This window comes from Pseudooceanicola pacificus, from assembly GCF_009789075.1.
Lineage (GTDB): Bacteria > Pseudomonadota > Alphaproteobacteria > Rhodobacterales > Rhodobacteraceae > Pseudooceanicola > Pseudooceanicola pacificus.
The window spans coordinates 121,357-146,839 of record NZ_WNXQ01000001.1; the positions used below are offsets into that span (position 1 = coordinate 121,357).

Here is a 25,483-nt window from a genome sequence, read left to right on the forward strand (position 1 = left end):
GGTCCGGTGCACGTCACCCGGAGGAGACCATGGCCGATATCGCCACCCGCGTGTGGAACCATCGCTGGAAGATCGACCCGATTGTCCGGTCCCTCATCGACACGGACTTCTACAAGTTGCTGATGTGTCAGTCGGTCTTTCGCAACAAGCCCGACACCGCGGTCACCTTCTCGCTGATCAACCGGACCAAGAGCATTCCGCTGGCCAAGATGATCGACGAGGGCGAGCTGCGCGAACAGCTCGACCATGTCCGCTCTCTCTCGCTGACGCGCGGCGAAAGCACCTGGCTGCGCGGCAACACCTTCTACGGACGCCGGCAGATGTTCCGCTCGGACTTCATGGAATGGTTCGAAAACCTGCGCCTGCCCGCCTATCACCTGGAAAAGCGCAACGACCAGTACGAGCTGACCTTCGAAGGCGCCTGGCCCGAGGTGATGCTGTGGGAAATCCCCGCCCTCGCCATCCTGATGGAGCTGCGCGGGCGCGCCGTGCTCGACACCCTCGGCCGGTTCGAGCTGCAGGTCCTTTACGCCCGCGCCATGACCAAGCTGTGGGAAAAGATCACCGCCCTGCGCGACCTCGACGGGCTGCGCATCGCCGATTTCGGCACGCGGCGGCGGCATTCCTTCCTGTGGCAGGACTGGTGCGTTCAGGCGATGGTCGAGGGGCTGGGGCCCAAGTTCACCGGCACCTCGAACTGCCTGATCGCCATGCGCCAGGATCTGGAGGCCGTGGGCACCAATGCGCACGAACTGCCGATGGTCTATTCCGCGCTGGCCGTTGGCGACGACGCCCTGCGCCGCGCCCCCTACGATGTGCTGGCCGACTGGCACGAGGAGCATTCCGGCAACCTGCGCATCATCCTGCCCGACACCTACGGGACGAAGGGTTTCCTGGAGAACGCGCCGGACTGGCTGGCGGGCTGGACCGGCATCCGCATCGACAGCGGAGACCCCGCAACAGGGGCCGAAACGGCCATCGACTGGTGGCGCTCCCGCGGGGAGGACCCGATGGAGAAGCTGGTGATCTTCTCGGACGGGCTGGATGTGGAAAAGATCGAGGAGCTCCACCGCCAGTTCGCAGGCCGCGTGCGGGTGTCCTTCGGTTGGGGGACGTTGCTGACCAACGACTTCCGCGGGCTGGTGGAGGACGACGCCCTGGCGCCGTTCTCGCTGGTCTGCAAGGCGGTCTCGGCCGACGGGCGGCCCACGGTGAAGCTGTCGGACAACCCCGAGAAGGCCATGGGACCGGCGGCCGAGGTGGAGCGGTACAAGCGGGTGTTCGGGGTGGGGGAGCAGGTCAGGATGGAGGTTGTGGTTTGAGGCTGAATATGGATTCTTGTGCACTTTTGCTGTATCCATGTAGAATCTACATGGAGAAAGACTTGTGAAAATGTTGCCTTTGGCCTTGGCTACCATGGTTTGGACGTCGTGCGCCTCTGCCCAAGTCACTAATTCCTTTGAGACTGACTATGACAACGGGGCGTTCAGCATCGACCCAAGAGAGTTCCAAGGAGCATACAATTTGTCAGAAGAGCTTTCTGACAAAGCTCTAGAGGCGCTGAGAAGGCACATAGAGCGCTCCACAAAAAATATTGACCAGCAAAACTTAGACGAATTTAGTTTCTTCGCTGCAGAACGAACTGTTCGCGGCGCCGGCTGGCTTCAGTTCGCCATAGGCGACCTCGAACTTGGCCCAAGAAGCTACGTTCTCTTGCAATCAGCTCTCGACGGCCAAACACAAGTGATTGACGAGAGAGTTGGCGAAACTGAGCATACATTGGCATTCAATGGCGACACAGTAATAGTCTACATCGCCACCCACCCATTAGATCTAGAATTTGAGAAGTCTCTACAAAAAGATGGCTTCAAGATTAAGGGGGCAATCTGGGGCGTTGAACCAGAGTTTAATAAACCGATTAAGCCATTCAGCTTAGATACAGAATCTCCGATAGTATTGAAAGAAGGCGGCCTTCTCACACTTAAGAGCCCGCTAAATACCTCTGAAATTACGGAAGCTGCGCGCTTGCTAATGCAATATGAGTCGCGGAAGATACTCTCGGCTAAAGAAGCTGCTCAGGTTGGAAGGTCGATTGGTCGCGCCTCACGAGCAATAAATGAGGCGGCATCAACGTTGGGCGCCGTCGCAGGTTTGGGTGTGGGTTACGTGTTGGGTCGCTCCGCAGGTGCCGCCTTTGGAGCTGGCCTCGGCACTCAATCTACCGTTGAGTCAGTTTGCGGAAATGATGACAGAATACCATCGAAACATCCATTTGTGGGTAGAGTTATGCCTGTTGGCTGCACTGGCTGGATTTCGACCGATGGTGTACTATTGACCGCCGGCCATTGTGTAGGCCCAACGATGCTGGATATTGAATTTGATGTCCCAAACTCAACGAGATCCGGAGTACCAGTAAGGTCGGCCTTGAAAAACCAGTATTCAATAATTCCAAAGAGCGTGAGGAGCTCAGAGCCCTTTGAGATGGGGAATGACTGGGCTGTTTTCGAAGTGGCGCGAAACACCATCACGGGGCTGAGCGTGTTCGAGGCACAGGGAGACGGTTTCGTTATTTCTCAACTAGAACCTCCTGAAACGGTGCGTGTAATTGGCTACGGGACGGACAATACCCCGCTTAGCCGAAACCAAACCCAACAAGAACAGGTTGGTGGATTTGTGAGCGAGCTAGTGCGTGCATCTGACAATGTCATTTTGAAACACAAAGTTGACACTTCAGGAGGCAATTCCGGCTCGCCTCTAATGGGGGTTTCGACCGAAGGGAAATTGGTTGCATTTGGGATACACACCAACGCTGGCTGTATGGGCGGCGGGGGGTCTAACAACGCAACTGGCTTCAAACATCAGTCGCTATACAGCCACGTAAAGGCTAGAAACTTGGTCGGCAGAAGATAGCAATTAGACAGCGAGATAGGGACTGTAGTTACTAAGTTTCGATCGAGGCATTCAGAGAATTGGCCACTGCCGCCTCACCGCTCCCACCCCCGCCCGTCCTTCACCTCCGACCGCATCTTCTTCGCCTCCACCCGCTTCCGCTTCTGGTTCGCCGAGACCTTCGTCGGCACCCGCCGCTTGGGCGCCACCAGCGCGCGTTTGACCAGGTCGGCCAGGCGCTCGCGGGCGATGTCGCGGTTGCGGGCCTGGGAGCGTTCCTCGGACACCTGGATCACCAGCGCCCCGTCCCGCGTCCAGCGGCGACCCGCCAGGCGCTTCAGGCGGGCCTTCACGGCGGGCGGCAGGGAGGGCGAGCGTTCCGCCTCGAATCGCAGCTCCACCGCCGTCGAGACCTTGTTCACGTTCTGACCGCCCGGCCCGCCCGAGCGGACGAACTGCTCGGTCAGCTCCCAGTCCTGGAGCGCGATCTGATCAGTGATGCGAAGCATGGGCCCCTCCGGCGGCAATAGGCGGACGGGGCGGATACTCGCCCGATCCGGCGGATTTTCAAGGGGGAGAGGGGGTGGCGGTGCCATCACCGCCAATGGAAAGGGCCGCCCAGTTTCGGAACGGGCGGCCCCCTCGAGATAAGGAGGTGGGGTCGGTTAGGTACCCACCAATCCGGCTGTGAAACGCCCAAGGGCTGCCTTAGACGTCATACCTCCGAACTGTTCCGACACCTCTCTCCAAAGTCCCAATAGACACTAGAGCACCTCCTTTCTGAATGTTTCCGATACGGGAATCGTCTCACAGATTCGCCCGATCGCAAAACACTTTTACGCAGGTCTTGCGGTCAATTTTACGACAGCCACACGGAATGGTATCAAAGCGAGCAGAGCGAGCCCCAGCTTGACCATCCAGTCGGCCACGGCGAGCGACACCCAGAGCGGCGCGACCGGCCCGGCGCCCAGCAGGGGCAGCATCTCTCCGGCCCATGAGACGTCATTGGCGGGGTCGATGAAGGTCAGCGCGCCCGAGAAGGCGACGGTGAAGAAGATCGCGGTGTCCAGCGACGATCCGACCAGGGTCGAGATCAGCGGCGCGCGCCACCAGGCGCCCGCGCGGAACCGGTCGAAGACCAGGATGTCCGACATCTGCGCCACGAGGAAGGCTAGGCCCGAGCCGATGGCGATGCGCAGGGTCACGAGGGGCCCGAACTCTCCCGTGATCTGGGTGCCGATCAGCGAGCAGATCACCCCGACGACAAAGCCGGCGATGACCACCTTGCGGGCGGGACCGGCGCCGTAGACGCGGTTCATCACGTCGGTGACGAGGAAGGCAAAGGGATAGGTGAAGGCGCCCCAGGTCAGCCACTGGCCGAAAAGGAACTGGACGAGGATGTTCGAGGCCACGACGATGGCGGCCATCGCGGCAATGCCGGGAAGATGTGTGCGGTTCATGATGATGCCCGTTTTTGCAAGGTAGCGGCGACTTGGCCCCCGGGATCCGGGAACGCGCGGTCCTTAGTGGGTTTGCCCCGGGTTGGCAAGGGGCAGGACATATTCCACGATCTCGGTCCGCTGGAACCATCTGAAATTGTCGTCGGACACCATCGTCAGGCGGATCGCCCCATCGGTGTCGCGCCAGGCGGCGATGCCTTCGAGGTTGTCGAACTGGCGGTTGCGCGACACCAGCAGCACGGTTTCGCCCGTGGCCCGGCCCGCGTCGAGGGTGAAGGCCCGGATGCGGCTGCGAAACCCGATGCCGGTGAAGTCGCGTTCGAGCAGGTAGAGCCGGCCATCGGGGCCGAAATCCGCGCCGACGGGCAGGAAGGGACCGCGCCGGGGGATGGTGAAGACCTGCCGCCAGCGCCCGTTATAGCGCCAGACCGGAAAGGGCCGTGTCAGCGCGCCGGAGCGTTCCGGCAGGGTGTAGAGACGGCCGCGCGGGTCGATGGCCAGCGCCTCCATCCCGGAATTGGTCTGCAGCGCATCGGCAAAGGGGGGCTGCGGCAGCGGCTGCGGGTGCAGGCCCCGCGCATCGTAGCGCCAGACGCGGTGCCGGCCTTCGAAGGAGACGAAGAGGCGGCCGTGGCGATCCCGGGCCAGCCCCTCGGCATCGGTCATCGGGCCGCTCAGCGCCTGCCCGTCCGGCCCGGTGAGGATCACGCCATCGGTGACGGACACGCCCGTCAGCCTGCCGCCCTTGCGCGTCAGGGCACCGCGGAACAGCCGGCCCCGGTCCGACAGGGCGACAAAGCTGCCGCCGTCGTCCGACAGGTCCAGCCCCGACAGCCCGCCGACCCCCTCCAGGCGTGACCTGACCGTGACGCTGCCCGCGAACTGCGCCGTTTCGGCGGCGCAGGTGGTGGCGAGGAGCAGCGCCGCGATCAGCGCGACTGCAGGACCTGCACGCATTGATTGGGCAGATCGGCCAGCGTCAGCTCACGCTTGGGTTTGGGCTTGGGCGCGTTCGGGTCCGGCGGCGGCGGGTTCAGGATGTTGCGCACCCACTGCCTGGCCTCTTCGCAGCCGTCGCCCGGCGGGGGCGCCGCCTGGTTCACGCAGCCGCTCATGCCCGGGGGGCAGGTCAGCCGCACGTGGAAATGATAGTGATGCCCGTACCAGGGCCGGATCTTGCGCAGCCACGACCGGTCTCCGGTGGCGGTTTCGCAGAGCTTCACCTTGCCGCCCGGGAACAGGAAGATACGGGCCACGCGCGGATCCGAGGCGGCGGCCTTCAGCAGCGCCTCGTGCTGGGGCGTCCAGTTGCCGTTGGTATAGGCCCCGTTCGACCGCCGCAGCGAGATCGACGAGATGCTTTCGCGCTGCGCCGCCGAAAGGTTCAGGCTCTTCGGCGGCAGCATCCAGATGTCGGCATCCAGCCCCATCTGATGCGAGGCATGGCCGGTCAGCATCGGCCCGCCGCGCGGCTGCGAGATGTCGCCGACGTAAAGGCCCGACCAGCCGGGCAGTTGCGCCGCCTTGCGCGAAAGGTCCTGGATATAGTCGATGGTTTCGGGGTGGCCCCAGTTGCGATTGCGCGACAGGCGCATCGCCTGCCATGTGGGCCCCGTTTCGGGCAGTTGCACCGCGCCGGCCACGCAGCCCTTGGCGTAAGAGCCGTAGGGCGCCGGGCTCATCGCCGCAAAGCTTTTCTGCGCGCCGAACAGCTGCTTGGCCGCCACGCCCCGCATCGAGGCCGGGATTTCCTGCTGGGTCGAAATGGCGTTTTCGGTTTCGCCACCGTCGTTGCCGCCACCGCAGCCGGTCAGGGCCAGCGCCAGCGCTGCTGCTATCAGGATGCGGGCCATGCTGCTGCCTCTTTCTCCGCCCCCCGGGCGGTTCCGCCTTCTGGGTCAACCCAGCGTAGCAGAATCAGGCCCAAAAGAAAGAGAAGGATCAGCGGCGAGACGCCAAGTTGCTGACTGCCGCTGATCGCCGTGGCCACCCCGATCAGCGTGGGCGCCAGGAACGAGGTCGCCTTGCCCGCCAGCGCGTAAAGGCCAAATGCCTCGGTCATCCTTTCGGGATTGGCCTGGCGCACCATCATGGTGCGGCTGGCCGACTGGATCACCCCGCCGGCCGCGCCGATCAGTGCGCCCATGACATAGAACAGGATGTCCGGCAGCTTGGACCCGGGCGCCAGGGCGATCCCGTAGACACTGTCGCGCGAGATCAGGACGATGGAGATCGCCACGAAGGTCAGGACCAGGATGCAGGCCTGGATCACCGGCCTGGGGCCAAAGGCCACGTCGGCCTTGCCGCCCAGCCAGGCAAAGACCGCGCCGGTGACGATGGCCAGGATACCGAAGACGCCGATATCCACCACCGACCAGCCCAGCACGCCCGAGGCATAGATGCCGCCGAACACATACATCCCGTTCAGCGCGTCGCGGTAGAACATCGACGAGCCGAGATAGGCAAAGAGCGAGGGCGTCGCCGGCAGGCCGCGCAATGTGGCGACCAGCCCCGACAGCGCCGCGCGGGTTGCACCACGCAGCACGACCGGCGGCTTGGGATCGCGGACATAGAGGAAGAAGGGGATCATGAAGACCGCGTACCAGATCGCCGTCAGCGGCCCGACGGCGCGGGTGCCCTCGCGCGTGGCCGGGTCGAGGCCCAGGATCGGCTCGATCCCGATCAGGGTGCGCCCGGTGGTGGCATTCTCGGCCAGCAGGGTCAGCATCAGCACCAGCGCGATCAGCCCGCCGACATAGCCAAAGGCCCAGCCGTTGCCGGAAATCCGGCCGATCTCTTCACGGGTGCCCAGATCGGGCAGCATGGAATTGGTGAAGATCGTCGCGAATTCCATCCCGATCAGCCCGATGGCAAAGAAGAAAAGCGTCCAGACCAGGTGGAAATCGCCCGGCGCGGCCCACCACAGGGCGTAGGATCCCACGACATACATGGCCGAGAACAGCCATATCCAGCGGATGCGGTGGCCCGACACATCGGAAATCGCGCCCAGGATCGGGGCCAGCAGCGCGATGCAGATGCCCGCCGCCCCGATGCCAAAGCCCCAGACCGCCTGGGCCTGCGCCCCGTCGCCGATCAGCTCCTTGACATAGGGGGCAAAGATGAAGGTGAGCAGCAGGGTATTGTACGGCTGGCTGGCCCAGTCAAAGAAGAACCATCCCCAGATGCGTTTGCGTACCGACATGCGCCGCCTCTCCCTGCCAAGGTTGCGCGGATAAGACCCGGGTTGCCCGCCGCTGGCAAGACCAGCTTTGCCGCGCCCCCGTCTTTGCCCCGGGGCCGGTCATTGCGCTGCAACTGTCCTCGCCGCGTGCCCGTCCCTGCCCCGCGCCGGTCAGACGGCTTCGGGCGGCCAGGGGCGCTTTGCCTCGGCCTCGGCCCAGGCGGCGATCCAGCCGGGCAGATGCGGCCGGTTGGCATGGATCGACTCGGAATCGAGCAGGGGGATCACCTCCTCTTCGAGGGGCACCATCTTTCCGTTGCGCACGATGGCCGCGCGGAACACCCCCTGCCCGGCACAGTCATCCCCCACCCACAGGGACTGGTCGAAATAGATGAACCGGCTGTCCCAGCCGGCGATGCGGGTCCGCTGCTCGACCAGCTGGAACCCGGTGATCCGGCGGCGATAGCGGATGCAGGACCCGGCGATGGTAAGGTAAAGTCCGTTCTTCTTGAACGTCTGGAATGCCCCGGTGCGATAGGCAAAGGGAATGCGCCCCAGGTCGTAGATCGTCAGGGTCAGCCCGTTGTTCAGCTCGGCGAACATGTCCAGGTCCCAGGGCAGGATCCGGTGGCGCGAGACATGGGTGCCCCAGGGATCGAGCGCCTGCTTGCGCCACCGCGCCAGCTGCAATGTCATGCGAAGGAACGGGTACATCGGCACCTCCAGGTTTCGCGGGCACCGTTGCCGCACCGCGGCGCCGCGTCAACCGCGACCTCGCGTCGTACTTGCCTCGCGCGGCCGCATTGCCTACCTCTGTCACGCAGCCGCGAAGGAGACCGCACCCGTGCAATCGCTTTTCCAGATCCTCATGCTGATCCTCGACGTCGTGTGGTTCTTCATCATCGTCCACATAATCATGAGCTGGCTGATCAATTTCGAGGTGCTGAACCTGCGTCAGCAGTTCGTCGCGCAGATCTGGTACGGGCTGAACCGCATCGTGGAACCGATCTACCGCCCGGTGCGCCGCATCCTGCCGTCGATGTCGGGCATCGACCTGGCCCCGCTGGTGGTGCTGATCGGCATCTACGCGCTGCGCATCATCCTGGCCAACAACGTCGCGTTTTTCGTCTGACCGGGGGCCCTGCGGCCCGGCCTGACCTTGTTTACCGAATCTCGTTATGGGACAGTCCCACCGAGAGCGGATTAACCAAGAAACAGGCCCGATGCAGGACGCTGCCCCCCTTCTGCGCGAGATTTTCGGATTCGACGCGTTTCGGCCCGGACAGGCCGAAATCGTGGATGCCGTGGCACAGGGCCGCGACACCCTGGCGATCATGCCGACCGGCGGGGGCAAGTCGCTCTGCTATCAGCTGCCCGCGCTGATGGACGACGGGGTGACGGTTGTCATCTCTCCGCTCATCGCGCTGATGCGGGACCAGGTCCGCGCCCTGCGCGAAGCGGGGGTCGAAGCCGGGGCGCTGACCTCGGGCAACACGCCGGAAGAGACGGATGCCGTCTGGGCCGCCATCGAGGACGGCCGGCTGAAACTGCTCTACCTCGCGCCCGAGCGGCTCGCCTCGGAGGGCACGGTGCGGATGCTGCGCCGGATCGGCGTGACCCGCATCGCGGTGGACGAGGCGCATTGCGTCAGCCAGTGGGGCCATGATTTCCGCCCCGATTACCTGCGCATCGGCCAGCTGCGCGACGCGCTGGACGTGCCGGTCGCCGCCTTCACCGCGACGGCCGATGCCGAAACCCGGGACGAAATCGTCACCCGCCTGTTCCGCGGGGTGCAGCCGGAAACCTTCCTGCGCGGGTTCGACAGGCCGAACATCCACCTGGCGTTTGGCGCCAAGGACAGCCCGCGCCGCCAGATCCTCGACTTCGCCGCCGCGCGGCGCGGCCGGTCGGGCATCGTCTACTGTGGCACCCGCGCCAAGACCGAGACCCTGGCCCAGGCCCTGCGCGAGGACGGACACAGTGCGATCCACTACCACGGCGGCATGGACCCCGAGGACCGGCGCATCGCCGAGGCCCGCTTTTCGCGTGAGGACGGGCTGATCGTGGTCGCCACCGTCGCCTTCGGCATGGGGGTCGACAAGCCCGATATCCGCTGGGTCGCCCATGCCGACCTGCCGAAATCCATCGAGGCCTATTACCAGGAGATCGGCCGCGCCGGGCGCGATGGCGCCCCGGCCGAGACGCTGACCCTCTTCGGCCCCGAGGACATCCGCCTGCGCCGCAGCCAGATCGACGAGGGGCTGGCCCCGCCCGAACGCCGCGCCGCCGACCACGCCCGACTGAACGCCCTGCTGGGCCTGGCCGAGGCGCTGGAATGCCGCCGCGCCCGCCTGCTGCGCTATTTCGGCGAGACCGAGGTGACCTGCGGCAACTGCGACCTCTGCGATACCCCGGTCGAGACCTTCGACGCGACCGAGGCGGTGCGCAAGGCGCTCTCGGCCATCCTGCGGACCGAGGAATGGTTCGGCGCGGGGCATCTGACCGACATCCTGACCGGCACCACCACCGACAAGATCACCCAGCGGCGGCACGACCAGCTGCCGACCTTTGGCGTGGGGCAGGAGTTCAACCGGCGGCAATGGTCCGCGATCTTCCGCCAGATGCTGGGGCATGACCTCGTGCGCCCCAATCCCGACCGCCACGGCGCGCTGACCATGACCGAGGCCGCCCGCCCGATCCTGCGGGGCGAGGACACGATCCTGATGCGCAAGGACAGCCTGGCCGCCGGCAAGGACCGCCGCCCCGCCGTCAAGACGCTGGTGAGCGAGGAGGACGAGCCGCTGCTGTCCGCCCTCAAGGCCAAGCGCCGCGCCCTGGCCGAGGCGGCGAAGGTGCCCGCCTATGTCATCTTCCCCGACCGCACGCTGATCGAGATCGCCGAGACCCGCCCCCGGACGCTGGACGAAATGGCCCGCGTCAACGGTGTCGGCGCCAAGAAGCTGGACCGCTACGGCGCCGATTTCCTGCAGGTCGTGTCGGGCGAGGCCGAAGCCCTGCATCCCACCCGGCGCAAGCTGGCCGGGCGCGAGGCCGGAACGCTCTATGACAGGCTGATGGAGGCGCAGACCCGGCTGGCACGGGGCGAGGACGGGATCGCCAAGCCGATGTCCTGTTCTGCCTCGCAGATCGCCAAGGTGGCCGAAAGCCGCCCCGGCAATGCCGCCGCGCTGGAACGCCTGCTGGGCGACAAGCGGACGGAACGTTTCGGCGCGGCCTTTCTGGACGTTCTGCAGTCCGACAGCTAGATCGTGGTCCGCAACGAAAGGGGCCTTGATGCTGAGTGTGATTTCACCCGCCAAGCGGCTCGACTGGAGCGAACGCGCCGTCGAGATGACCGAACCGCAATTCGCGGAGGAGGCGCTGCGCCTGGCCAAGACCATGCGCAACCTGACGCTGGGCGACCTGCGCGGGCTGATGGACCTCAGCGACGACCTGGCCCGGCTGAACCGCGACCGCTTCCGCGCCTATGACGCCGCGCCCGCCAAGGATCACCTGCGCCCCGCCGTGCTCGCCTTTGCCGGCGACACCTATCAGGGGCTTGAGGCCTGGACCTTCGACCCGGGCCAGATGGCGCGGGCGCAGCAGCGGCTGCGCATTCTCTCGGGGCTCTACGGGGTGCTGCGGCCACTGGACGGCATCCAGCCCTACCGGCTGGAAATGGGCTCGCGCCTCAGGACGCGGCGCGGGACGAACCTCTATGACTTCTGGCGCGACACCCCGGCAAAGGCGCTCAGGGCGCAGGCCGAGGAGTTGGGCACCGACACGCTGGTGAACTGCGCCAGCCAGGAATATTTTGGCGCGGTGCAGGTCAAAAAGCTGGGCCTGCGGGTGATCACCCCGGTCTTTCTGGAAGGCGAAGGCACCGGGGCCAAGACGATCAGCTTCTTCGCCAAACGCGCCCGGGGGGCGCTGGCGGGCTGGCTGATCCGCAACGACGTGACCCGGGCCGGGGATATCGCAGGGTTCGATGTGGACGGCTACCGCCACGATGCCGATGCCTCGGCCCCAGACGCCCCCGTCTTCCGCCGCCCGCGCCAGGGCTGAGGCGGCCAGAACCGCGGACGGCGACAACCCGCCCCAAAGCGGCAACCCGCCCCGGCGCGGCGGGCTGGCCCCGGGGTCAGCGCGCGGTGCGCCGGTGCCCCCTTGCCCGGCCACATGATCCGCCTACCCCGCCGCATCCATTTCCTCTGACGCGGCAAAGGGATCGGCCACGCCATCGGGGCGCAGGGCGCGGATGGCCTCGTGTATCGCGGCGCGGCGCATCGGCTTGGTCAGGTAGTGGTCCAGCCCGGCGGCCAGGATCTCGTCCCGGTCGCCATCCAGGGCATGGGCCGTCATCGCGACGATGGGCACATGGTCTCCGTCTCCCTCGGCGGCACGGATGCGGCGGGTCGCCTCTTTCCCGTCGACCCCGGGCATCGAGATGTCCATGAAGACGATATCGGGCCGCAGGTCGCGCCACATCGCCACCGCCTCCTCTCCGTTGCTGGCGAAATGCAGGTCGATCCCGGCTCCGCGCAGCATCCGGGCAAAGACCGTGCGGTTGGTCGCGTTGTCCTCGGCCGCCAGCAGACACAGGCGGCGCCCCTCGGGCGCGGGCGGGGCCGGTGGCGCCGGGGTCACGGCGCGTCGCGTGGCAAAGACCGGCGCGGGCGGGGCAAGCACACCGGCCAGCACGCGAAACAGCTCTCTGCGCGGGGTCGGGCGCTGCAGCACCGCCGCGAGGTGGCGGCGTGCCGGGTCCAGCTCTGCCGGGCCGGGGTTCGAGCTGATCATCACCACCGGCACCGGATCGCCCCGGTCGCGGATCGCCTGGGCCAGTTCCAGCCCGTCCATCCCGGGCATGTTGTGATCGGTCAGCACCAGGTCGACCTGGCCGTCCAGCCGGCGCAGCGCCTCGGCCCCGGAATGGCAGCGGATGACCTCGGCCCCCAGCGTCTGCATCTGCCGGGTCAGGATGGCGAGGTTGACCTCCAGATCGTCGACCACCAGCACCCGGCGCAGCCCCTCTGGCACTTCGGGCGGCGGGGCGCCCGTCTCCTCGGCCGCCTGGGGCAGGCTGATGCGAAAGCCGAAGGCCGAACCGACCCCCGGCTCGCTGTCGACCCAGACCTGCCCGCCCATCAACCCGATCAGGCGCTGCGTGATCGCCAGCCCCAGGCCCGTCCCCTCGAACGGGCGGTCGTGGCTGCCCTGCACCTGGCTGAAGTCGTCAAAGATCAGCGGCAGCTTGTCGGGCGCGATGCCGATGCCGGTATCCTCGACCGTGACATGCAGATGCGTCGCCGTGCCATCGGCCCCGGGCAGGCCGACGACGCGGACCAGCGTGTGCCCCTCGGGGGTGAACTTCACCGCGTTGCCGATCAGGTTGGTCAGCACCTGCCGCACCCGCCCCCGGTCGCCGACAAAGCGGGTGGGCAGGAACAGGTCGTAATCCACCAGCAGGTCCAGCCCCTTGTCGCGGGCGGCGGGCTGCAGCAGCATCACCACCTCGTGGATCGTGCGCTCCAGGTCGAAGGGCGCGGGATGCAGCACCAGCTTCTCGGCCTCGATCTTGGAATAATCCAGCACGTCGTTGATGATCACCAGCAGCGCCTCGCCCGACTGGCGGATGGTGTCGACATACAGCTTCTGTTCCTCGCTCAGCGCGGTATCGCCCAGCAGTTCGGCCATGCCCACGACGCCGTTCATCGGGGTCCGGATCTCGTGGCTCATATTGGCGAGGAAGGCGCTCTTGGCCCGGTTCGCGGCCTCGGCCCTGGCGCGGGCATCGCGCAGCCGCCGTTCGTAGAGCACCGTGGCCGTGATGTCGATCGCCAGCCCCACCACGTCGCCCCCCGCGCCGCGCTGGTGGATCACCCGCACGTAGCGGTCGCTCCACAGCCGCAGGGCCACGGGTTCGGGCGAGGGCTCGTGCCAGCGGGCCATCATTCGGGCGCGCCAGCGGGCGGGATCCTCGTCCCCGATGTTCACGATCCCCTCTTCGGTGGCGATCTGCAACATCTCGACCAGGGTGATGCCGGGGCGGACCGCCTCGATCCCGTCGAAGACGCCGGTCCAGGCCCGGTTCGCGCCGATCATCACCCCGTCCTGGTCGAAAAAGGCAAACCCGTCGCGGATCGTCTCGATCGAATGCCACAGGCGGCGTTCGGCGATCAGCACCTTTTCCTGCGCCACGCTCAGGTCGGAACGGTAGCGCTGGTTTTCGTCCCGCACCGTCTGCACCTGGGCGCGGGTCTCGACGATTTCCTCCGACAGCTTCTGCGCGTGGCGGCCCAGCTTGCGGTTGGCGGCCTGCAATTCTGCCTGCTTCTGCTCCAGCAGCCGTTCCGCCGCCAGCCGGGCCCGGCGCTCCTGCGAGAGCTTGCTGGCAAGGGTCATCTCTGTCTGCCCCCGGGTAAGGAATTCCACACCGGCAGCCTCAGTCAACTTGGTGAATAATACGTTCATGCCAGGGCACCGGGGCGGGAATCATTGCGCAAGCACGCGGTGCCTGCGACCCTGAGCACATTGGGAAGGAGCAATACCATGCATCGTATTCTGTCCACCGCAATTGCCCTGGTGCTGACGGCCCTGCCCGGCCTCGCCCAGACCGCAGCCGACCAGCCCCTGCCGCAAAAGCGCATGGTGGTCACGATGAACACCGACTTCCCCGGTTCGGATCTGCAAAGCCTGTTCGACACCACGTTCGAGGCCTGCCGCAGCGCCTGTACCGCGCTGGAGGCCTGCACCGCCTTTACCTACAACGCGAAATCCCGGGCCTGTTTCCCGAAATCGACCGTCAGCGAGCGCATCCCCTTCGACGGCGCGCATTCGGCCGAGATGTTCACCATGCCCCCCGCCGTCACCGCCCTGGCCGGCGCGCGCGTGGCCGATCTGGGCTTTGCCGGGGACAGCACGCTGCGCAAGGCGCGGGATCTGGCGGAACAGATCGGCTGGATACATCCCTCGGGCCAGTACGACCTGCAGACGATGCTGCAGGCCTCGCGCAATGCCCGCGCCTCGGGCGACATCCTGAACGCGATGCGCTGGATGGGCGGCGCGGTGGCCCGGTCGGATTCCCCCGACCAGTGGGCGGAATTCGGCCGCCTTCTGCTGGAGGTCCAGACCGGCAATACCCAGGACCGTCGCCGCTATCGCGAACGCGCGATGCTGGCCGCGATCAACGGCTATCTGCGCGCCGAGGCCGTGGCCACCCGGGTCAACACGCTGACCGTTCTGGCCGTCGCCTTCGAACAGAACGACCGCGGCCGCGACATGATCCCCGCCCTGCGCCTGGCCGAACGCCTGCAACCGCGCGAGGACACGACCGCCGCGCTGGAAAACGCCATTGCCAAATACGGCTTCCGCATCACCGAGCATCGCGTCGACAGCGACCAGGCTCGCCCCCGGATCTGCGCCGAATTTACCGAGCCCCTGGCCGAAACCGGGGTGAATTATGCCGATTTCGTCCGCCTGCCCGACCAGTCGATGGCGGTGGAGGCCGATGGCAACCAGATCTGCATCGCCGGCGGCACCCACGGCGAGCGCTATACCGTGACCTTCCGCGAGGGGATGCCCGCGCGTTCGGGCGAGACGCTGGCCAAGGATGTCGAGCTGCGGTTCTACATCCGCGACCGTTCGCCCATGGTGCGTTTCCCCGGCCGGGCCTATGTGCTGCCCGCCAGCGGCGAGGCCGCGCTGCCGATCGAGACGGTGAACCTCGACTCGGTCGACCTGAAGCTGCGGCGCGTGGTCGACCGCAACCTGCTGCGGGCGATCCAGAACAGCTATTTCGCGCGTCCGATCTACGAATACGAGGACGGCGATTTCGCCAGCGACGTGGCCGAGGAGGTCTGGCGTGGCACCGGCGCGGTGCAGAACGAGATCAATGCCGAGATGACGACCCGCCTGCCGCTCGGCGAGGTGCTGTCGGGCCTCACCCCCGGCGCCTATGCGCTGACCGCGACGATCCCCGGCGCCGATCCCTATGAAAACCAGCCCGCGACCCAGTGGTTCATCCTGACCGATCTGGGGATGACGACCCTGTCGGGCACCGACGGGCTGCATGTCTTTGTCCGGGGCCTGGGCGATGCCGCCGCCATGCCGGGCGTCGAGGTCGCGCTGCTGTCGCGTGCCAACCGCGTGCTGGGCACCGCGACCACCGACGCCCGGGGCTATGCCAGCTTTGCCGAGGGGCTGACCCTGGGCAAGGGCGGGGCCGAACCGGCGCTGGTGACGGCACGTTCGGGCACGGACGATCTGGCCTTCCTGTCGCTGACCGACCCGGCCTTCGATCTGTCCGATCGCGGGGTCGAGGGGCGCGAGCCCGCCCCGCCCATCGACGTCTTCCTGGCCACCGACCGGGGCGCCTATCGCGCCGGCGAGGTGATCCATGCCACGGCCCTGGCCCGGGACGGTGTGGCCCATGCCATCGACGGCCTGCCGCTGACCGCGATCCTGACCCGGCCCGACGGGGTGGAATATGCGCGCCTGACATCCACCGATGCGGTCGCGGGCGGCCATGTCTTCGCGATGCCCGTCGCCTCGACCGCGCCGCGCGGAACCTGGCGGATCGACATCAAGGCCGATCTCGACGCCGCGCCCCTGCGCTCGACCGAGGTGCTGGTCGAGGATTTCCTGCCGGAACGCATCGATTTCGAGATGACCCTGCCGGACGGGCCGATCACCCTGAACGACACGCCGCCGATGGCAATCGAGGCGAAATACCTCTTCGGCGCCCCGGCGGGCGGGCTGAAGGTCGAAGGCGAGGTCACGCTGACCGCGAAACCCTCGCTGCCCGATTTCCCGCGCTACCGTTTCGGCCGGCACGACACGACCTTCTACCCCCGGACCGAGGGGTTCGGGACTGTCGAGACCTCGGATCAGGGCCGCGCCATTGTGGACCTGGCGCTGCCGCAGCCCGAGGATACGCCCGACACGCCGCTGGAGGCCCGCATCACCACCCGGGTTCTGGAGGGATCCGGCCGCCCGGTGGAACGTCGCATGACCCGCCTTCTGGCGCCCCTGACCCCGGTCATCGGCATCCGGCCCGAGTTTGACGATGTGGTGCCCGAAAGCTCTGACGCCGCCTTTTCGCTGATCGCGCTCGGGCCTCAGATGACGCCGGTGCCGATGCCCGTCACCTGGACGGTCAACCGCGTGCGGACCGAATACCAGTGGTATCAGCAATACGGCAACTGGCAGTGGGAGCCCTTTACCACCCGCACCGAGGTGGCCACCGGCACCGCCACGCTGGGCGCCGATCCGGTGCAGATCAGCGCCCCGGTGGAATGGGGCGAATACGAGGTGATCGTGGAACGCGCCGACGGCGCGCCCATCGGCGCCTCGATGGATTTCTACGCCGGCTGGTACGCCCCGGCCGACACCACCACCACGCCCGACACGCTGGATCTGTCGCTGGACAAGCCCGCCTATGCCATCGGCGAGACGGCGCAGCTGCGCCTTGTGCCGCGCTATGCCGGGACCGCGCTGGTGACGGTGATGTCCAACCGTCTGATCGACATGAAAGCGGTCGAGGTGCGCGAGGGCGATAACCTGATCGAACTGCCCGTCTCGGACGACTGGGGCGCGGGGGCCTATGTCACCGCCTCGGTCATCCGGCCGATGGATATCGCTGCCGGGCACAATCCGGCCCGGTCGATGGGGCTGAGCTATGCCAAGGTCGATCCCGGCGAGAAAGCCCTGGCCGTCAGCTTTGACGCCCCCGCCGAAAGCGATCCGCGCGGGCCGCTGAGCGCCGCGGTGCGGGTCGAGGGGATTGCAGAGGGCGAAACCGCCTGGGTCACCGTCGCGGCGGTGGATGTGGGGATCCTGAACCTCACCTCTTTCAAGACGCCCGATCCGCAGGACCATTATTTCGGCCAGCGCAGGCTGGGGATGGATATCCGCGACCTCTATGGCCGGCTGATCGACGGGATGAACGGCGCCATGGGGCAGGTCCGCTCGGGCGGTGACGGGTCGAACCGCATGGCGATGGACAGCCCGCCCCCGACCGAAGAGCTGGTGGCCTATTTCACCGGCCCGGTGCAGGTCGGCCCCGATGGCACCGCCACCGTCACCTTTGACATGCCCGAATTCAACGGCACCGTCCGCCTGGCCGCACTGGCCTGGTCGCCGACCGGCGTCGGTTCGGCCCAGGCCGATGTGCTGGTGCGCGACCCGGTGGTGGTCACCGCCACCCTGCCCCGCTTCCTGCAGCCGGGCGACAGCTCGACCCTGATGCTGGAAATCGTGCATGCCTCGGGCCCGGTGGGCCGCGCGGGGCTGGACGTGACGGCAACGGGCGTGGCGCTTGGCGCCGGCGCGCCCTCGGGCATCGACCTGACGGAGCAGGGCAAGCAGGTCGTCCGCCTGCCGATCACCGCCTCCGGTGTGGGCGATCATGCGATCCGTGTCGCCCTGACCACGCCGGACGGCAAGCAGCTGACCAAGACGCTGACCGTTCCGGTGCGGGCCAACGACCCTGAGGTGTCGACCACGCAACGCTTTAGCCTCGCGGCGGGCGATACCTTCACGCTGGATGGCAATGTCTTTGCCGGGCTGATGCCGGGCACCGGGCAGGCCATCGTCTCGGCCGGGCCGCTTGCGCGGCTGGATGCGCCCGCGCTGCTGGCGACGCTGAACCGCTATCCCTATGGCTGCACCGAACAGGTGACCTCCAAGGCGATGCCGCTGCTGTATCTGTCCTCCGTGGCCGAGGCCATGGGGCTGGGCCAGCAGTCGACCATCCGGCTGCGCGTCGACCAGGCGATCGACCGGATCCTCACCCGGCAGGCATCGAACGGGGCCTTTGGCCTCTGGCGTGCGTCCTCGGGCGACTTCTGGCTCGACGCCTATGTCTCGGACTTCCTCAGCCGCGCCAGGGCCGAGGGCTACGCCGTGCCCGACATCGCCTTCCGCACCGCGATGGACAACCTGCGCAACCGCATCAACTATGCCCCCGATTTCGACGCCTCGACCAATGGCGGGGGCGAGGACCTGGCCTATGCCCTGATGGTTCTGGCGCGCGAGGGCGCGGCCTCGATGGGCGATCTGCGCTACTATGCGGATGTGAAGGGCGAGGATTTCGCCACCCCGCTGGCCGCTGCGCAACTGGGCGCGGCGCTGGCCGCCTATGGCGATCAGACGCGGGCGGATGCGATGTTCGCCATCGCCGCGCGCAAGCTGGCGCAAAAGGACGCCGCCGCCGAGGCGCAGGTCTATCGCACCGATTACGGCACCAACCTGCGCGATGCGGCGGGCCTGCTGTCGCTGGCGGTCGAAGCCGGGTCCAACGCCGTGGACACCGCAACCCTGGCCAGCCGCATCGGCGCGGTCGACGGGCCGATGTCGACCCAGGAAAGCGCATGGTCGCTGCTGGCCGCCAAGGCGCTGGTCGACGATCCCACCGTCGCCGGGCTCTCGCTGAACGGCGCTCTCGTCGACGGCCCCTTCGTCCGCGCAATGGAGGCCGAGGCGGCCGCGGGCATGGCGATCCGCAACGAGGGCACGTCGCAGACCGACATCACCCTCACCACCATCGGCATCCCCACCGACCCGGTGGCGGCGGGCGGCTATGGCTACACCATCGAACGCACCTACTACACGATGCAGGGCGATCCGGTCTCGCCCGCCACGGTGAAGGCCGGGGACCGCATGGTCGCCGTGCTGACCGTGACCCCCTTCGAGGCGACGGGCGCGCGTCTGATGGTGAACGATCCCCTGCCCGCCGGGTTCGAGATCGACAACCCGAACATCCTGCGCTCGGGCGATATCAAGGGGCTCGACTGGCTCAAGACGACCGAGGCAGAGACGACCGAGTTCCGCTCTGACCGGTTCCTCGCCGCTGTCGACTGGCGGTCGGCCAATGCCTTCGACCTGGCCTATATCGTGCGCGCCATCAGCCCGGGCGAGTATCACCACCCGGCGGCAGTGGTCGAGGACATGTACCGCCCGCGCTACCGCGCCCGCACCGATGCGGGGCGCGTGACGGTCACGCCATGACCGGCGCGACCCTGGCCACGGCGCACTGGCGGCGGCTGGGTGGCGAAGGCACCGACCGCTGCACCCTGGCGCAGGTCGACAACGGCTGGATCCTCGCCGGTCAGGCGCTCTGGCGCGAGGACGAAGTGGATTGCCGCCTGACCTACGCGGTGCGCTGCGACCCGGACTGGCGCTCGCTGTCGGCCGATGTGACCGGGCGGTGCGGGAAAACGGCCGTGCGGCTGCGCATCGCCGCCTCGGGCGATGGCTGGGCGCTGAACGACGTGGCCCAGCCGGGGACAGAGGGGCTGTTGGATATCGACCTCGGCTTCACCCCGGCGACGAACCTGTTGCCGGTGCAGCGCCTTGCGGGACGGGGCGGCGTGCAACAGGCCCCGGCGGCCTGGCTGGTGCCGGGCCTCGACCGGCTGGACCGGCTGGAGCAGACCTATGACCGGCAGGGCGCGGGCAAGGTCGGCTATACCGCGCCCTCCGTCGGGTACGAGGATATTCTGCGGCTTCACCCCTCGGGGTTCGTGACCTTCTACCCGGGCCTCTGGGAAGGCTGGGTGGATGAGTAGCACCTCCCGCGCCCTGCTGGCCCTGACCCTTGCGCTTGGCCTTGGCGCCGCTGCGCGCGACGCCTTTGACGACTGGATCGACAGGACGGAACTGCCGCCGCTGGTGGCCGAAACCTCGGTCGAGATGCGGGACCGGGACGGCGCGCTGCTGCGCGCCTATACGGTGGCGGACGGGCGCTGGCGTCTGAATGTCGGCACGGACCAGGTCGATCCGCTCTTCCTGCGGATGCTGATGGCCTATGAGGACAAGCGCTTTGCCAGCCATCATGGCGTCGACCCGCGCGCCGTGATCCGCGCCGCGTGGCAGGCGGTGTGGAACGGCGGCATCGTCTCGGGCGGGTCGACCCTGACGATGCAGGTCGCCCGGCTGATCGAGGAAAGCGGCACCGGGCGCTGGTCGGGCAAGCTGCGGCAGGCCCGCGTGGCGCTGGCCCTGGAACGGCGGCTGAGCAAGGAGCGGATCCTCGACCTCTACCTGACCCACGCGCCCTATGGCGGCAATCTGGAGGGGCTGCGCTCGGCCACCTATGCCTGGTTCGGCAAAGAGCCCGGGCGCCTGACCCCCGCCGAGGCCGCCCTGCTGATCGCCCTGCCGCAATCGCCCGAGGCGCGCCGCCCGGATCGCGACCGCGACGCCGCCCGCGCTGCCCGCGACCGGGTGCTGGAACGTGCCGCCAATGCCGGGGCGATCACGGCCGAGGCCGCCACCGCCGCCCTGCACGATCCCGTGCCGTACGCACGCCGCCCCTTTCCCGCCCTGGCCCCGCATCTGACGGACCGCGCCCTGGCCGAAGCGCCGGACCTGCCGCGCCATGACCTGACGGTCCGGGCCGCGCTGCAGGCCAAGCTGGAACGCCTGGCCCGCGACACGCTGCGCGGCAAGGCCCCGCGCCTGTCTGTCGCCATCGTCGCGGCGGATCACCGTACGGGCGAGATCCTCGCCTCCGTCGGCTCTGCCGGTTACGACATGGGGGCGCAGCGCGAGGGCTATGTCGACATGACGCGCGCCCTGCGCTCTCCGGGGTCGACCCTGAAACCGCTGGTCTACGGGCTGGCCTTCGACGCCGGGCTGGCGCATCCCGAAACGCTGATCAGTGACCGTCCGGTGGCGTTCGGCTCTTACGCCCCGCAGAATTTCGACGGCATGTTCCGCGGCGAGCTGCGGGTGGCCGAGGCGCTGCGCCTGTCGCTGAACATCCCCGTGGTGCTGCTGACCGACGCGCTTGGCCCGGAAAACCTGATGGCCGGGCTGCGCCGTGCCGGGGTGCGGGCCGACGTGCCCGGCGGCAAGCCCGGGCTGGCCGTCGCGCTTGGCGGTGTCGGCGTCACGCTGGAGGATCTCGTCACCCTCTACGCCGGGCTGGCCGAGGGCGGCATGGCCCGCCCGCTGTCTTGGCGGATGACCGGGGGCGAGACGGTCCGCCAGCGCAGGGTGATCTCGCGCGCGGCGGCCTGGCAGGTGGGGCATATCCTCGCCGGGATGGCCCCGCCGGTGGGCGCGCCGCGCAACCGGCTGGCCTACAAGACCGGCACCAGCTACGGCCACCGCGACGCCTGGGCCATCGGGTTCGACGGGGATCACGTGATCGGGGTCTGGATCGGGCGGCCGGACGGCACGCCCGTACCGGGCGCTTTTGGCGCCGAGGTCGCGGCGCCGGTCCTGTTCGAAGCCTTCCAGCGGCTGAAGGCGGATCTTGCCCCCCTGCCGCCGCCGCCGCCCGAAACCCTGCTGGTCGGCGCCTCGCTGCTGCCCGAACCGCTGAAACGCTTCCGCGCCCGCGATGCCGTCTTTGTCGCCGATCCGCGCGCGCCGGTGCTGGCCTTCCCGCCGGACGGTGCGGTGTTGAGCGTGCGGGACGGACAGATGCCGGCCAGGGTGAACGAGGGCCGCCCGCCCTTCACCTGGCTGGCCAACGGACGGCCCCTGGCCACCGGAATACGCGCGCGCTCGGTGCTGCTGGACGGGCTTGGCACCGGCTTTGCCGATATCTCGGTGATCGACGCGGCGGGACGCTCGGCCCGGGTCTCGGTGCGGATCGAATAGGGCTCAGCCCCGGCGCGGCAGCAGCCGGGCGATGCCGATCACGGCAAGGCCGCCCAGGAAGAAGCCGAAGGCCAGCCCGGCGGACCAGCCCAGCACCCCGGCCCAGCCCTGCGTGTCCGGGTTCACGAAGAAATAGGGATAGGTCCCATCGGACAGCCCGCGCAGCAGGGCGTAGACCACGTAGAGCAGCGGCCAGATCAGCCAGAGCAGCGCCGCCCGCAGGCCCAGCCCGGCGCGGTCGGCCCAGACCGCCCACCAGCCCAGGGCGCAGATGGGCACGATCGTGTGCAGGCCGAGGTCGGACCAGAACTCCAACCCCTGCAACTCGCGCGCCAGCAGCAGGTGATAGACCACCGCCGTGATCGCGATCCACAGCGTCAGCCCCCCGGCCCAGCCCGGGCGCAGCGCACGGCCCGAGAGCGCGACACGGGCGAAACCGGCGGCAATCATCGCATTGGTCAGGATGGTGAAATAGCGCGCCATCTTCCAGATCACGACAAGGGCCGAATCCCCGGGATGCTCGGCCGCATCGACCACGAACTGCGCCACCAGCGACACACAGGCGAGAGCCGCGACGGCGGCGGCGAAAAGGCGGGCGAGGCGCGACAAGGTCATGCCCCAGATTTGCCGATCTCGGCGCACCGGGCAAGCGGTCAGCCGCATGGAGGGACGCGCCGGAAGGGGCGGGCGGCCCTTGCGGCGGCGGCGCCCCGGCCCGATAGTTGCCGCATGGAATGGCGCGATCACGGGATTGTCCTGTCCGTGCGGCGGCACGGCGAGAACGCGGCGATCATCGAGGTCTTCACCCCCTCGCATGGCCGCCACGCCGGAGTCGTGCGCGGCGGCGCCTCGCGCAGGATCGCGCCGGTGCTGCAGCCCGGGGCCCAGGTCGACCTGGCGTGGAAGGCGCGGCTGGAAGAGCATATGGGCCATTTCGCGGTCGAGCCGCTGCGCTCGCGCGCCGCGGCGATGGCGGACCGGATGGCGCTGGCCGGGCTGAACGCGGTCTGCGCGCTGCTGTGCTTCTGCCTGCCCGAGCGCGAGGCGCATCCCGCGCTCTATCGCCGGACCGAGATGCTGCTGGACCTGCTGGGCGACGGCGAGCTCTGGCCGCTGGCCTACCTCCGCTGGGAACTGGCGCTGCTGGAGGAGACGGGATTCGGCCTGGACCTGGGCTCTTGCGCGGTGACCGGGGCAACGGAGGGGCTGGTGCATGTCTCGCCCCGGTCGGGGCGCGCGGTGGCGCGCGGGGCGGCGGGGGAATGGGAAAGCCGGATGCTGCCACTGCCGCCCTGCCTGCGGGGCGAGGGCGAGGCGCCGGATGCCGAGATCGTCGAAGCCCTTGGCACCACGGGGTATTTCCTGAACGCGCGGCTGGCGCCCGAACTGGGAACGCGGCCGCTGCCCGAGGCGCGGCAGCGCTATGTGGACCTGCTCGCGCGGCGGGTGCGGGCCGGGGCCTGAGCCCGGCCGGCCCCGAAATTTCGACGAAATTTCGGGCGCGCGCGGGGGGCGGGGGCGGACTCGACTCGCGGCGGCCGGAGCGGTAAATTGGAACAAATAGTGAACATATGCTGCCCGCCCGTCATGCCCGAAGATCCGCGCCCCTCCGCCCCCCGGCGGATCATGTCGCTCTGGTTTCCGCGCCTCGCTGCGGAGCATCTGCTGCGCGCCGCGCCCGGCGACACGCGCCCCTTTGCCGTGGTGCGCGATCACGGCAACATGCAGCTGCTCTGGTCGCTGTCGGCCGCGGCCTCGGCTGCCGGACTCAAACCCGGCCAGCCGCTGCGCGACGCCCGGGCGATGTGCCCCGAGCTGCACACCCGCCTGCGCAACCCGCAGCGCGAGGCCGCCTTTCTGACCGTGCTGCGCCGATGGGCGGGGAAATACTCGCCCTGGATCGCCGAGACAGCGCCCGAGTCGCTGCTGATCGACATCACCGGCTGCGCCCATCTGTTCGGCGGCGAGGCAGAGCTGATGGAGGCCATCGCCGGGGACTGCGCCGGGTTCGGCCTGACCGTGCAGGCGGGCATCGCCGACACCGTCGGCGCGGCCTGGGCCCTGGCGCATCACGCGGGCGGGACGGCGGCGCACAACCGCACCGGCGACGCGGTGGATGCCGAGGCCCGCGCCACCCGCTCGCGCGCCGCGCGGCGCCACTGGGTCAAGGGCGGCCCGGCGCCGCTGGCCGCTGCCCCCGCCGCCCCGGCGGGCCGGATCGCCCCCCCGGGCCAGACCCGCAGCGCGCTGGCCCCGCTGCCGCTGGCCGCCCTGCGGCTGGAGCCCGAGGTGCTGGCGCAGCTGGCCCGGCTGGGGCTGCGGCGGGTCGAGGATCTGCTGAACCAGCCCCGCGCCCCCCTCGCCCGCCGCTTCGGCCAGGCGCTGGTGCTGCGCATCGACCAGGCGCTCGGCCACGTGCCCGAGCCGGTCTCGCCCGCCCCGGCCGAGCGGGCGGATGCGGTGCGGATGACCCTGCCGGAACCGATCGGGCTGGAAACCGACATCGCCGCCGCGCTGGACCGGCTGCTGCCCCGGCTCTGCGCCACGCTGGAGGGGCGCGGCATGGGCATCCGCACGATCCGGCTGCAGGCGTTCCGCACCGACGGCACGATGCAGTGGATCTCTGCGGGGCTCGCCCGCCCGACCCACGACCCCGGGCGCATCCGCCCCCTGCTGGCGATGAAACTGTCCGAGATCGACGCCGGCTTCGGCATCGACATGCTGCGCGTCGAGGCGCTGCAGACCGAGCCGGTGCATCGCGAACAGGCCCGCGGCCATGCCGAGGCCGGGCAGGCCGTGTCGGAGCGGCTGGCCGCGCAGACCGCGCTGGACGACCTCGTGACCCGGATCGGCGCAAGGGTGGGGATGGAGGCGGTGACGCGGCTGCATCCCGGCGCCTCGCATATCCCGGAAAAGACGGCGATCGTGCTGGCCGCCGCCTGGTCCGACCCCGCGCCGGGCTGGCCCGCGCCGGCGGTGCCGCGTCCGCGGCTGCTCTGGCGGCCCGAGCCGGTGAGCGCGCCGGACGCGCCCCGCCCGCCCGGACTGATCCGCTGGCGCGGGCGGCGGCTGCGCGTGCTCTCGGCCACGGGGCCCGAACGGATCGCCCCGGAATGGTGGCTGGACGAACCCGCCTGGCGCACCGGGGTCCGCGACTACTGGCGCGTCACGGTCGAGGGGGGTGAGCGGCTGTGGCTCTACTATGCCCACGGCGCCACGATGTCCGCCGGCTGGTTCTGCCACGGCAGCTTTGCCTGAACACCCTGGCCGATATCCCGACGCCCCTCGTTCCGCTGGCCCCAAATATCCCGGGGGAGTCCGCGCACAGCGCGGGCGGGGG

18 protein-coding genes are annotated in these 25,483 nt (G+C 68.4%); 10 read left to right on the top strand and 8 right to left on the bottom strand.

What is annotated here, in order from left to right; genetic code table 11:
• The first annotated feature begins 29 nt into the window (after nucleotides 1-29).
• Together pncB and GLS40_RS00585 are read left to right on the top strand one after the other, a co-directional pair.
• Nucleotides 30-1,322 carry a nicotinate phosphoribosyltransferase gene (pncB, locus tag GLS40_RS00580; RefSeq protein WP_160380658.1) on the top strand — a complete coding sequence of 431 codons (1,293 nt, stop codon included), beginning with the start codon at nucleotides 30-32 and terminating at the stop codon, nucleotides 1,320-1,322.
• A gap of 202 nt (nucleotides 1,323-1,524) precedes the next feature.
• Nucleotides 1,525-2,910 (top strand): trypsin-like serine peptidase, encoded by a 1,386-nt coding sequence (locus GLS40_RS00585; RefSeq protein ID WP_160380659.1) that lies wholly within the window; start codon nucleotides 1,525-1,527, stop codon nucleotides 2,908-2,910.
• 74 nt (nucleotides 2,911-2,984) lie between these two features.
• Here GLS40_RS00585 and arfB read toward each other — a convergent pair whose 3' ends face one another.
• The 6 genes from arfB to GLS40_RS00615 form a co-directional block, all read right to left on the bottom strand.
• Complete coding sequence (gene arfB / locus GLS40_RS00590) at nucleotides 2,985-3,398, bottom strand: alternative ribosome rescue aminoacyl-tRNA hydrolase ArfB (protein ID WP_160380660.1); 414 nt, start codon at nucleotides 3,396-3,398, stop codon at nucleotides 2,985-2,987.
• A 327-nt stretch (nucleotides 3,399-3,725) separates the two neighbouring features.
• Nucleotides 3,726-4,349: a queuosine precursor transporter gene (locus GLS40_RS00595; protein WP_160380661.1), complete on the bottom strand. Its 624-nt coding sequence runs from the start codon at nucleotides 4,347-4,349 to the stop codon at nucleotides 3,726-3,728.
• 63 nt (nucleotides 4,350-4,412) lie between these two features.
• The gene (locus GLS40_RS00600) at nucleotides 4,413-5,306 is read right to left on the bottom strand and encodes an esterase-like activity of phytase family protein (protein WP_160380662.1); all 894 of its coding nucleotides are present in this window, start codon (nucleotides 5,304-5,306) and stop codon (nucleotides 4,413-4,415) included.
• Nucleotides 5,279-6,202 (bottom strand): penicillin-insensitive murein endopeptidase, encoded by a 924-nt coding sequence (gene mepA / locus GLS40_RS00605; protein WP_160380663.1) that lies wholly within the window; start codon nucleotides 6,200-6,202, stop codon nucleotides 5,279-5,281. Before mepA ends, GLS40_RS00600 begins: the two co-directional genes overlap by 28 nt.
• Complete coding sequence (locus GLS40_RS00610; RefSeq protein WP_160380664.1) at nucleotides 6,187-7,551, bottom strand: MFS transporter; 1,365 nt, start codon at nucleotides 7,549-7,551, stop codon at nucleotides 6,187-6,189. Before GLS40_RS00610 ends, mepA begins: the two co-directional genes overlap by 16 nt.
• A gap of 150 nt (nucleotides 7,552-7,701) precedes the next feature.
• On the bottom strand, nucleotides 7,702-8,244 hold the full coding sequence (locus tag GLS40_RS00615; protein WP_160380665.1) for an acyl-CoA thioesterase: 543 nt from the start codon (nucleotides 8,242-8,244) through the stop codon (nucleotides 7,702-7,704).
• A 130-nt stretch (nucleotides 8,245-8,374) separates the two neighbouring features.
• Between GLS40_RS00615 and GLS40_RS00620 the strand changes: the two genes are divergently transcribed.
• The 3 genes from GLS40_RS00620 (at nucleotide 8,375) to yaaA (ending at nucleotide 11,595) form a co-directional block, all read left to right on the top strand.
• Nucleotides 8,375-8,662: a YggT family protein gene (locus GLS40_RS00620; RefSeq protein WP_160380666.1), complete on the top strand. Its 288-nt coding sequence runs from the start codon at nucleotides 8,375-8,377 to the stop codon at nucleotides 8,660-8,662.
• Between the two features lie 91 nt (nucleotides 8,663-8,753).
• The gene (recQ, locus tag GLS40_RS00625; RefSeq protein ID WP_160380667.1) at nucleotides 8,754-10,796 is read left to right on the top strand and encodes a DNA helicase RecQ; all 2,043 of its coding nucleotides are present in this window, start codon (nucleotides 8,754-8,756) and stop codon (nucleotides 10,794-10,796) included.
• 28 nt (nucleotides 10,797-10,824) lie between these two features.
• The gene (gene yaaA, locus GLS40_RS00630; protein WP_160380668.1) at nucleotides 10,825-11,595 is read left to right on the top strand and encodes a peroxide stress protein YaaA; all 771 of its coding nucleotides are present in this window, start codon (nucleotides 10,825-10,827) and stop codon (nucleotides 11,593-11,595) included.
• Between the two features lie 123 nt (nucleotides 11,596-11,718).
• Here yaaA and GLS40_RS00635 read toward each other — a convergent pair whose 3' ends face one another.
• A complete protein-coding gene (locus GLS40_RS00635) occupies nucleotides 11,719-13,935 on the bottom strand; it encodes a response regulator (RefSeq protein WP_160380669.1) in 2,217 nt (738 codons plus the stop codon).
• 147 nt (nucleotides 13,936-14,082) lie between these two features.
• On the opposite strand from GLS40_RS00635, the gene GLS40_RS00640 reads away from it, so the two are divergent.
• The 3 genes from GLS40_RS00640 to pbpC are packed head-to-tail and all read left to right on the top strand — an operon-like array spanning nucleotide 14,083 to nucleotide 22,143.
• Nucleotides 14,083-19,539, top strand: a complete 5,457-nt coding sequence (locus tag GLS40_RS00640) for an alpha-2-macroglobulin family protein (RefSeq protein WP_160380670.1) — start codon at nucleotides 14,083-14,085, stop codon at nucleotides 19,537-19,539.
• The gene (locus GLS40_RS00645; RefSeq protein ID WP_160380671.1) at nucleotides 19,536-20,099 is read left to right on the top strand and encodes a putative glycolipid-binding domain-containing protein; all 564 of its coding nucleotides are present in this window, start codon (nucleotides 19,536-19,538) and stop codon (nucleotides 20,097-20,099) included. The genes GLS40_RS00640 and GLS40_RS00645 overlap by 4 nt, the downstream gene beginning before the upstream one ends.
• Nucleotides 20,092-22,143 (top strand): penicillin-binding protein 1C, encoded by a 2,052-nt coding sequence (gene pbpC / locus GLS40_RS00650; protein ID WP_160380672.1) that lies wholly within the window; start codon nucleotides 20,092-20,094, stop codon nucleotides 22,141-22,143. Before GLS40_RS00645 ends, pbpC begins: the two co-directional genes overlap by 8 nt.
• Nucleotides 22,144-22,146: 3 nt before the next feature.
• Here the strand turns inward: pbpC and GLS40_RS00655 are convergent, their stop codons facing one another.
• Nucleotides 22,147-22,758: a Pr6Pr family membrane protein gene (locus GLS40_RS00655; protein ID WP_160380673.1), complete on the bottom strand. Its 612-nt coding sequence runs from the start codon at nucleotides 22,756-22,758 to the stop codon at nucleotides 22,147-22,149.
• Between the two features lie 114 nt (nucleotides 22,759-22,872).
• On the opposite strand from GLS40_RS00655, the gene recO reads away from it, so the two are divergent.
• Nucleotides 22,873-23,607, top strand: a complete 735-nt coding sequence (gene recO, locus GLS40_RS00660) for a DNA repair protein RecO (protein ID WP_160380674.1) — start codon at nucleotides 22,873-22,875, stop codon at nucleotides 23,605-23,607.
• A gap of 162 nt (nucleotides 23,608-23,769) precedes the next feature.
• Nucleotides 23,770-25,401: a Y-family DNA polymerase gene (locus tag GLS40_RS00665; protein ID WP_235905731.1), complete on the top strand. Its 1,632-nt coding sequence runs from the start codon at nucleotides 23,770-23,772 to the stop codon at nucleotides 25,399-25,401.
• Nucleotides 25,402-25,483 lie beyond the last annotated feature (82 nt).

What these genes read in the sequence shown, in the direction of transcription:
- recQ (WP_160380667.1), top strand. Translation starts at nt 8,754, where the DNA reads ATGCAGGACGCTGCCCCCCTTCTGCGCGAGATTTTCGGATTCGACGCG.
- recO (WP_160380674.1), top strand. Translation starts at nt 22,873, where the DNA reads ATGGAATGGCGCGATCACGGGATTGTCCTGTCCGTGCGGCGGCACGGC.
- GLS40_RS00615 (WP_160380665.1), bottom strand. Translation starts at nt 8,244, where the DNA reads ATGTACCCGTTCCTTCGCATGACATTGCAGCTGGCGCGGTGGCGCAAG.
- arfB (WP_160380660.1), bottom strand. Translation starts at nt 3,398, where the DNA reads ATGCTTCGCATCACTGATCAGATCGCGCTCCAGGACTGGGAGCTGACC.
- GLS40_RS00600 (WP_160380662.1), bottom strand. Translation starts at nt 5,306, where the DNA reads ATGCGTGCAGGTCCTGCAGTCGCGCTGATCGCGGCGCTGCTCCTCGCC.
- GLS40_RS00595 (WP_160380661.1), bottom strand. Translation starts at nt 4,349, where the DNA reads ATGAACCGCACACATCTTCCCGGCATTGCCGCGATGGCCGCCATCGTC.
- GLS40_RS00610 (WP_160380664.1), bottom strand. Translation starts at nt 7,551, where the DNA reads ATGTCGGTACGCAAACGCATCTGGGGATGGTTCTTCTTTGACTGGGCC.
- GLS40_RS00640 (WP_160380670.1), top strand. Translation starts at nt 14,083, where the DNA reads ATGCATCGTATTCTGTCCACCGCAATTGCCCTGGTGCTGACGGCCCTG.
- mepA (WP_160380663.1), bottom strand. Translation starts at nt 6,202, where the DNA reads ATGGCCCGCATCCTGATAGCAGCAGCGCTGGCGCTGGCCCTGACCGGC.
- pbpC (WP_160380672.1), top strand. Translation starts at nt 20,092, where the DNA reads ATGAGTAGCACCTCCCGCGCCCTGCTGGCCCTGACCCTTGCGCTTGGC.
- GLS40_RS00645 (WP_160380671.1), top strand. Translation starts at nt 19,536, where the DNA reads ATGACCGGCGCGACCCTGGCCACGGCGCACTGGCGGCGGCTGGGTGGC.
- GLS40_RS00655 (WP_160380673.1), bottom strand. Translation starts at nt 22,758, where the DNA reads ATGACCTTGTCGCGCCTCGCCCGCCTTTTCGCCGCCGCCGTCGCGGCT.
- pncB (WP_160380658.1), top strand. Translation starts at nt 30, where the DNA reads ATGGCCGATATCGCCACCCGCGTGTGGAACCATCGCTGGAAGATCGAC.
- GLS40_RS00665 (WP_235905731.1), top strand. Translation starts at nt 23,770, where the DNA reads ATGTCGCTCTGGTTTCCGCGCCTCGCTGCGGAGCATCTGCTGCGCGCC.
- yaaA (WP_160380668.1), top strand. Translation starts at nt 10,825, where the DNA reads ATGCTGAGTGTGATTTCACCCGCCAAGCGGCTCGACTGGAGCGAACGC.
- GLS40_RS00635 (WP_160380669.1), bottom strand. Translation starts at nt 13,935, where the DNA reads ATGACCCTTGCCAGCAAGCTCTCGCAGGAGCGCCGGGCCCGGCTGGCG.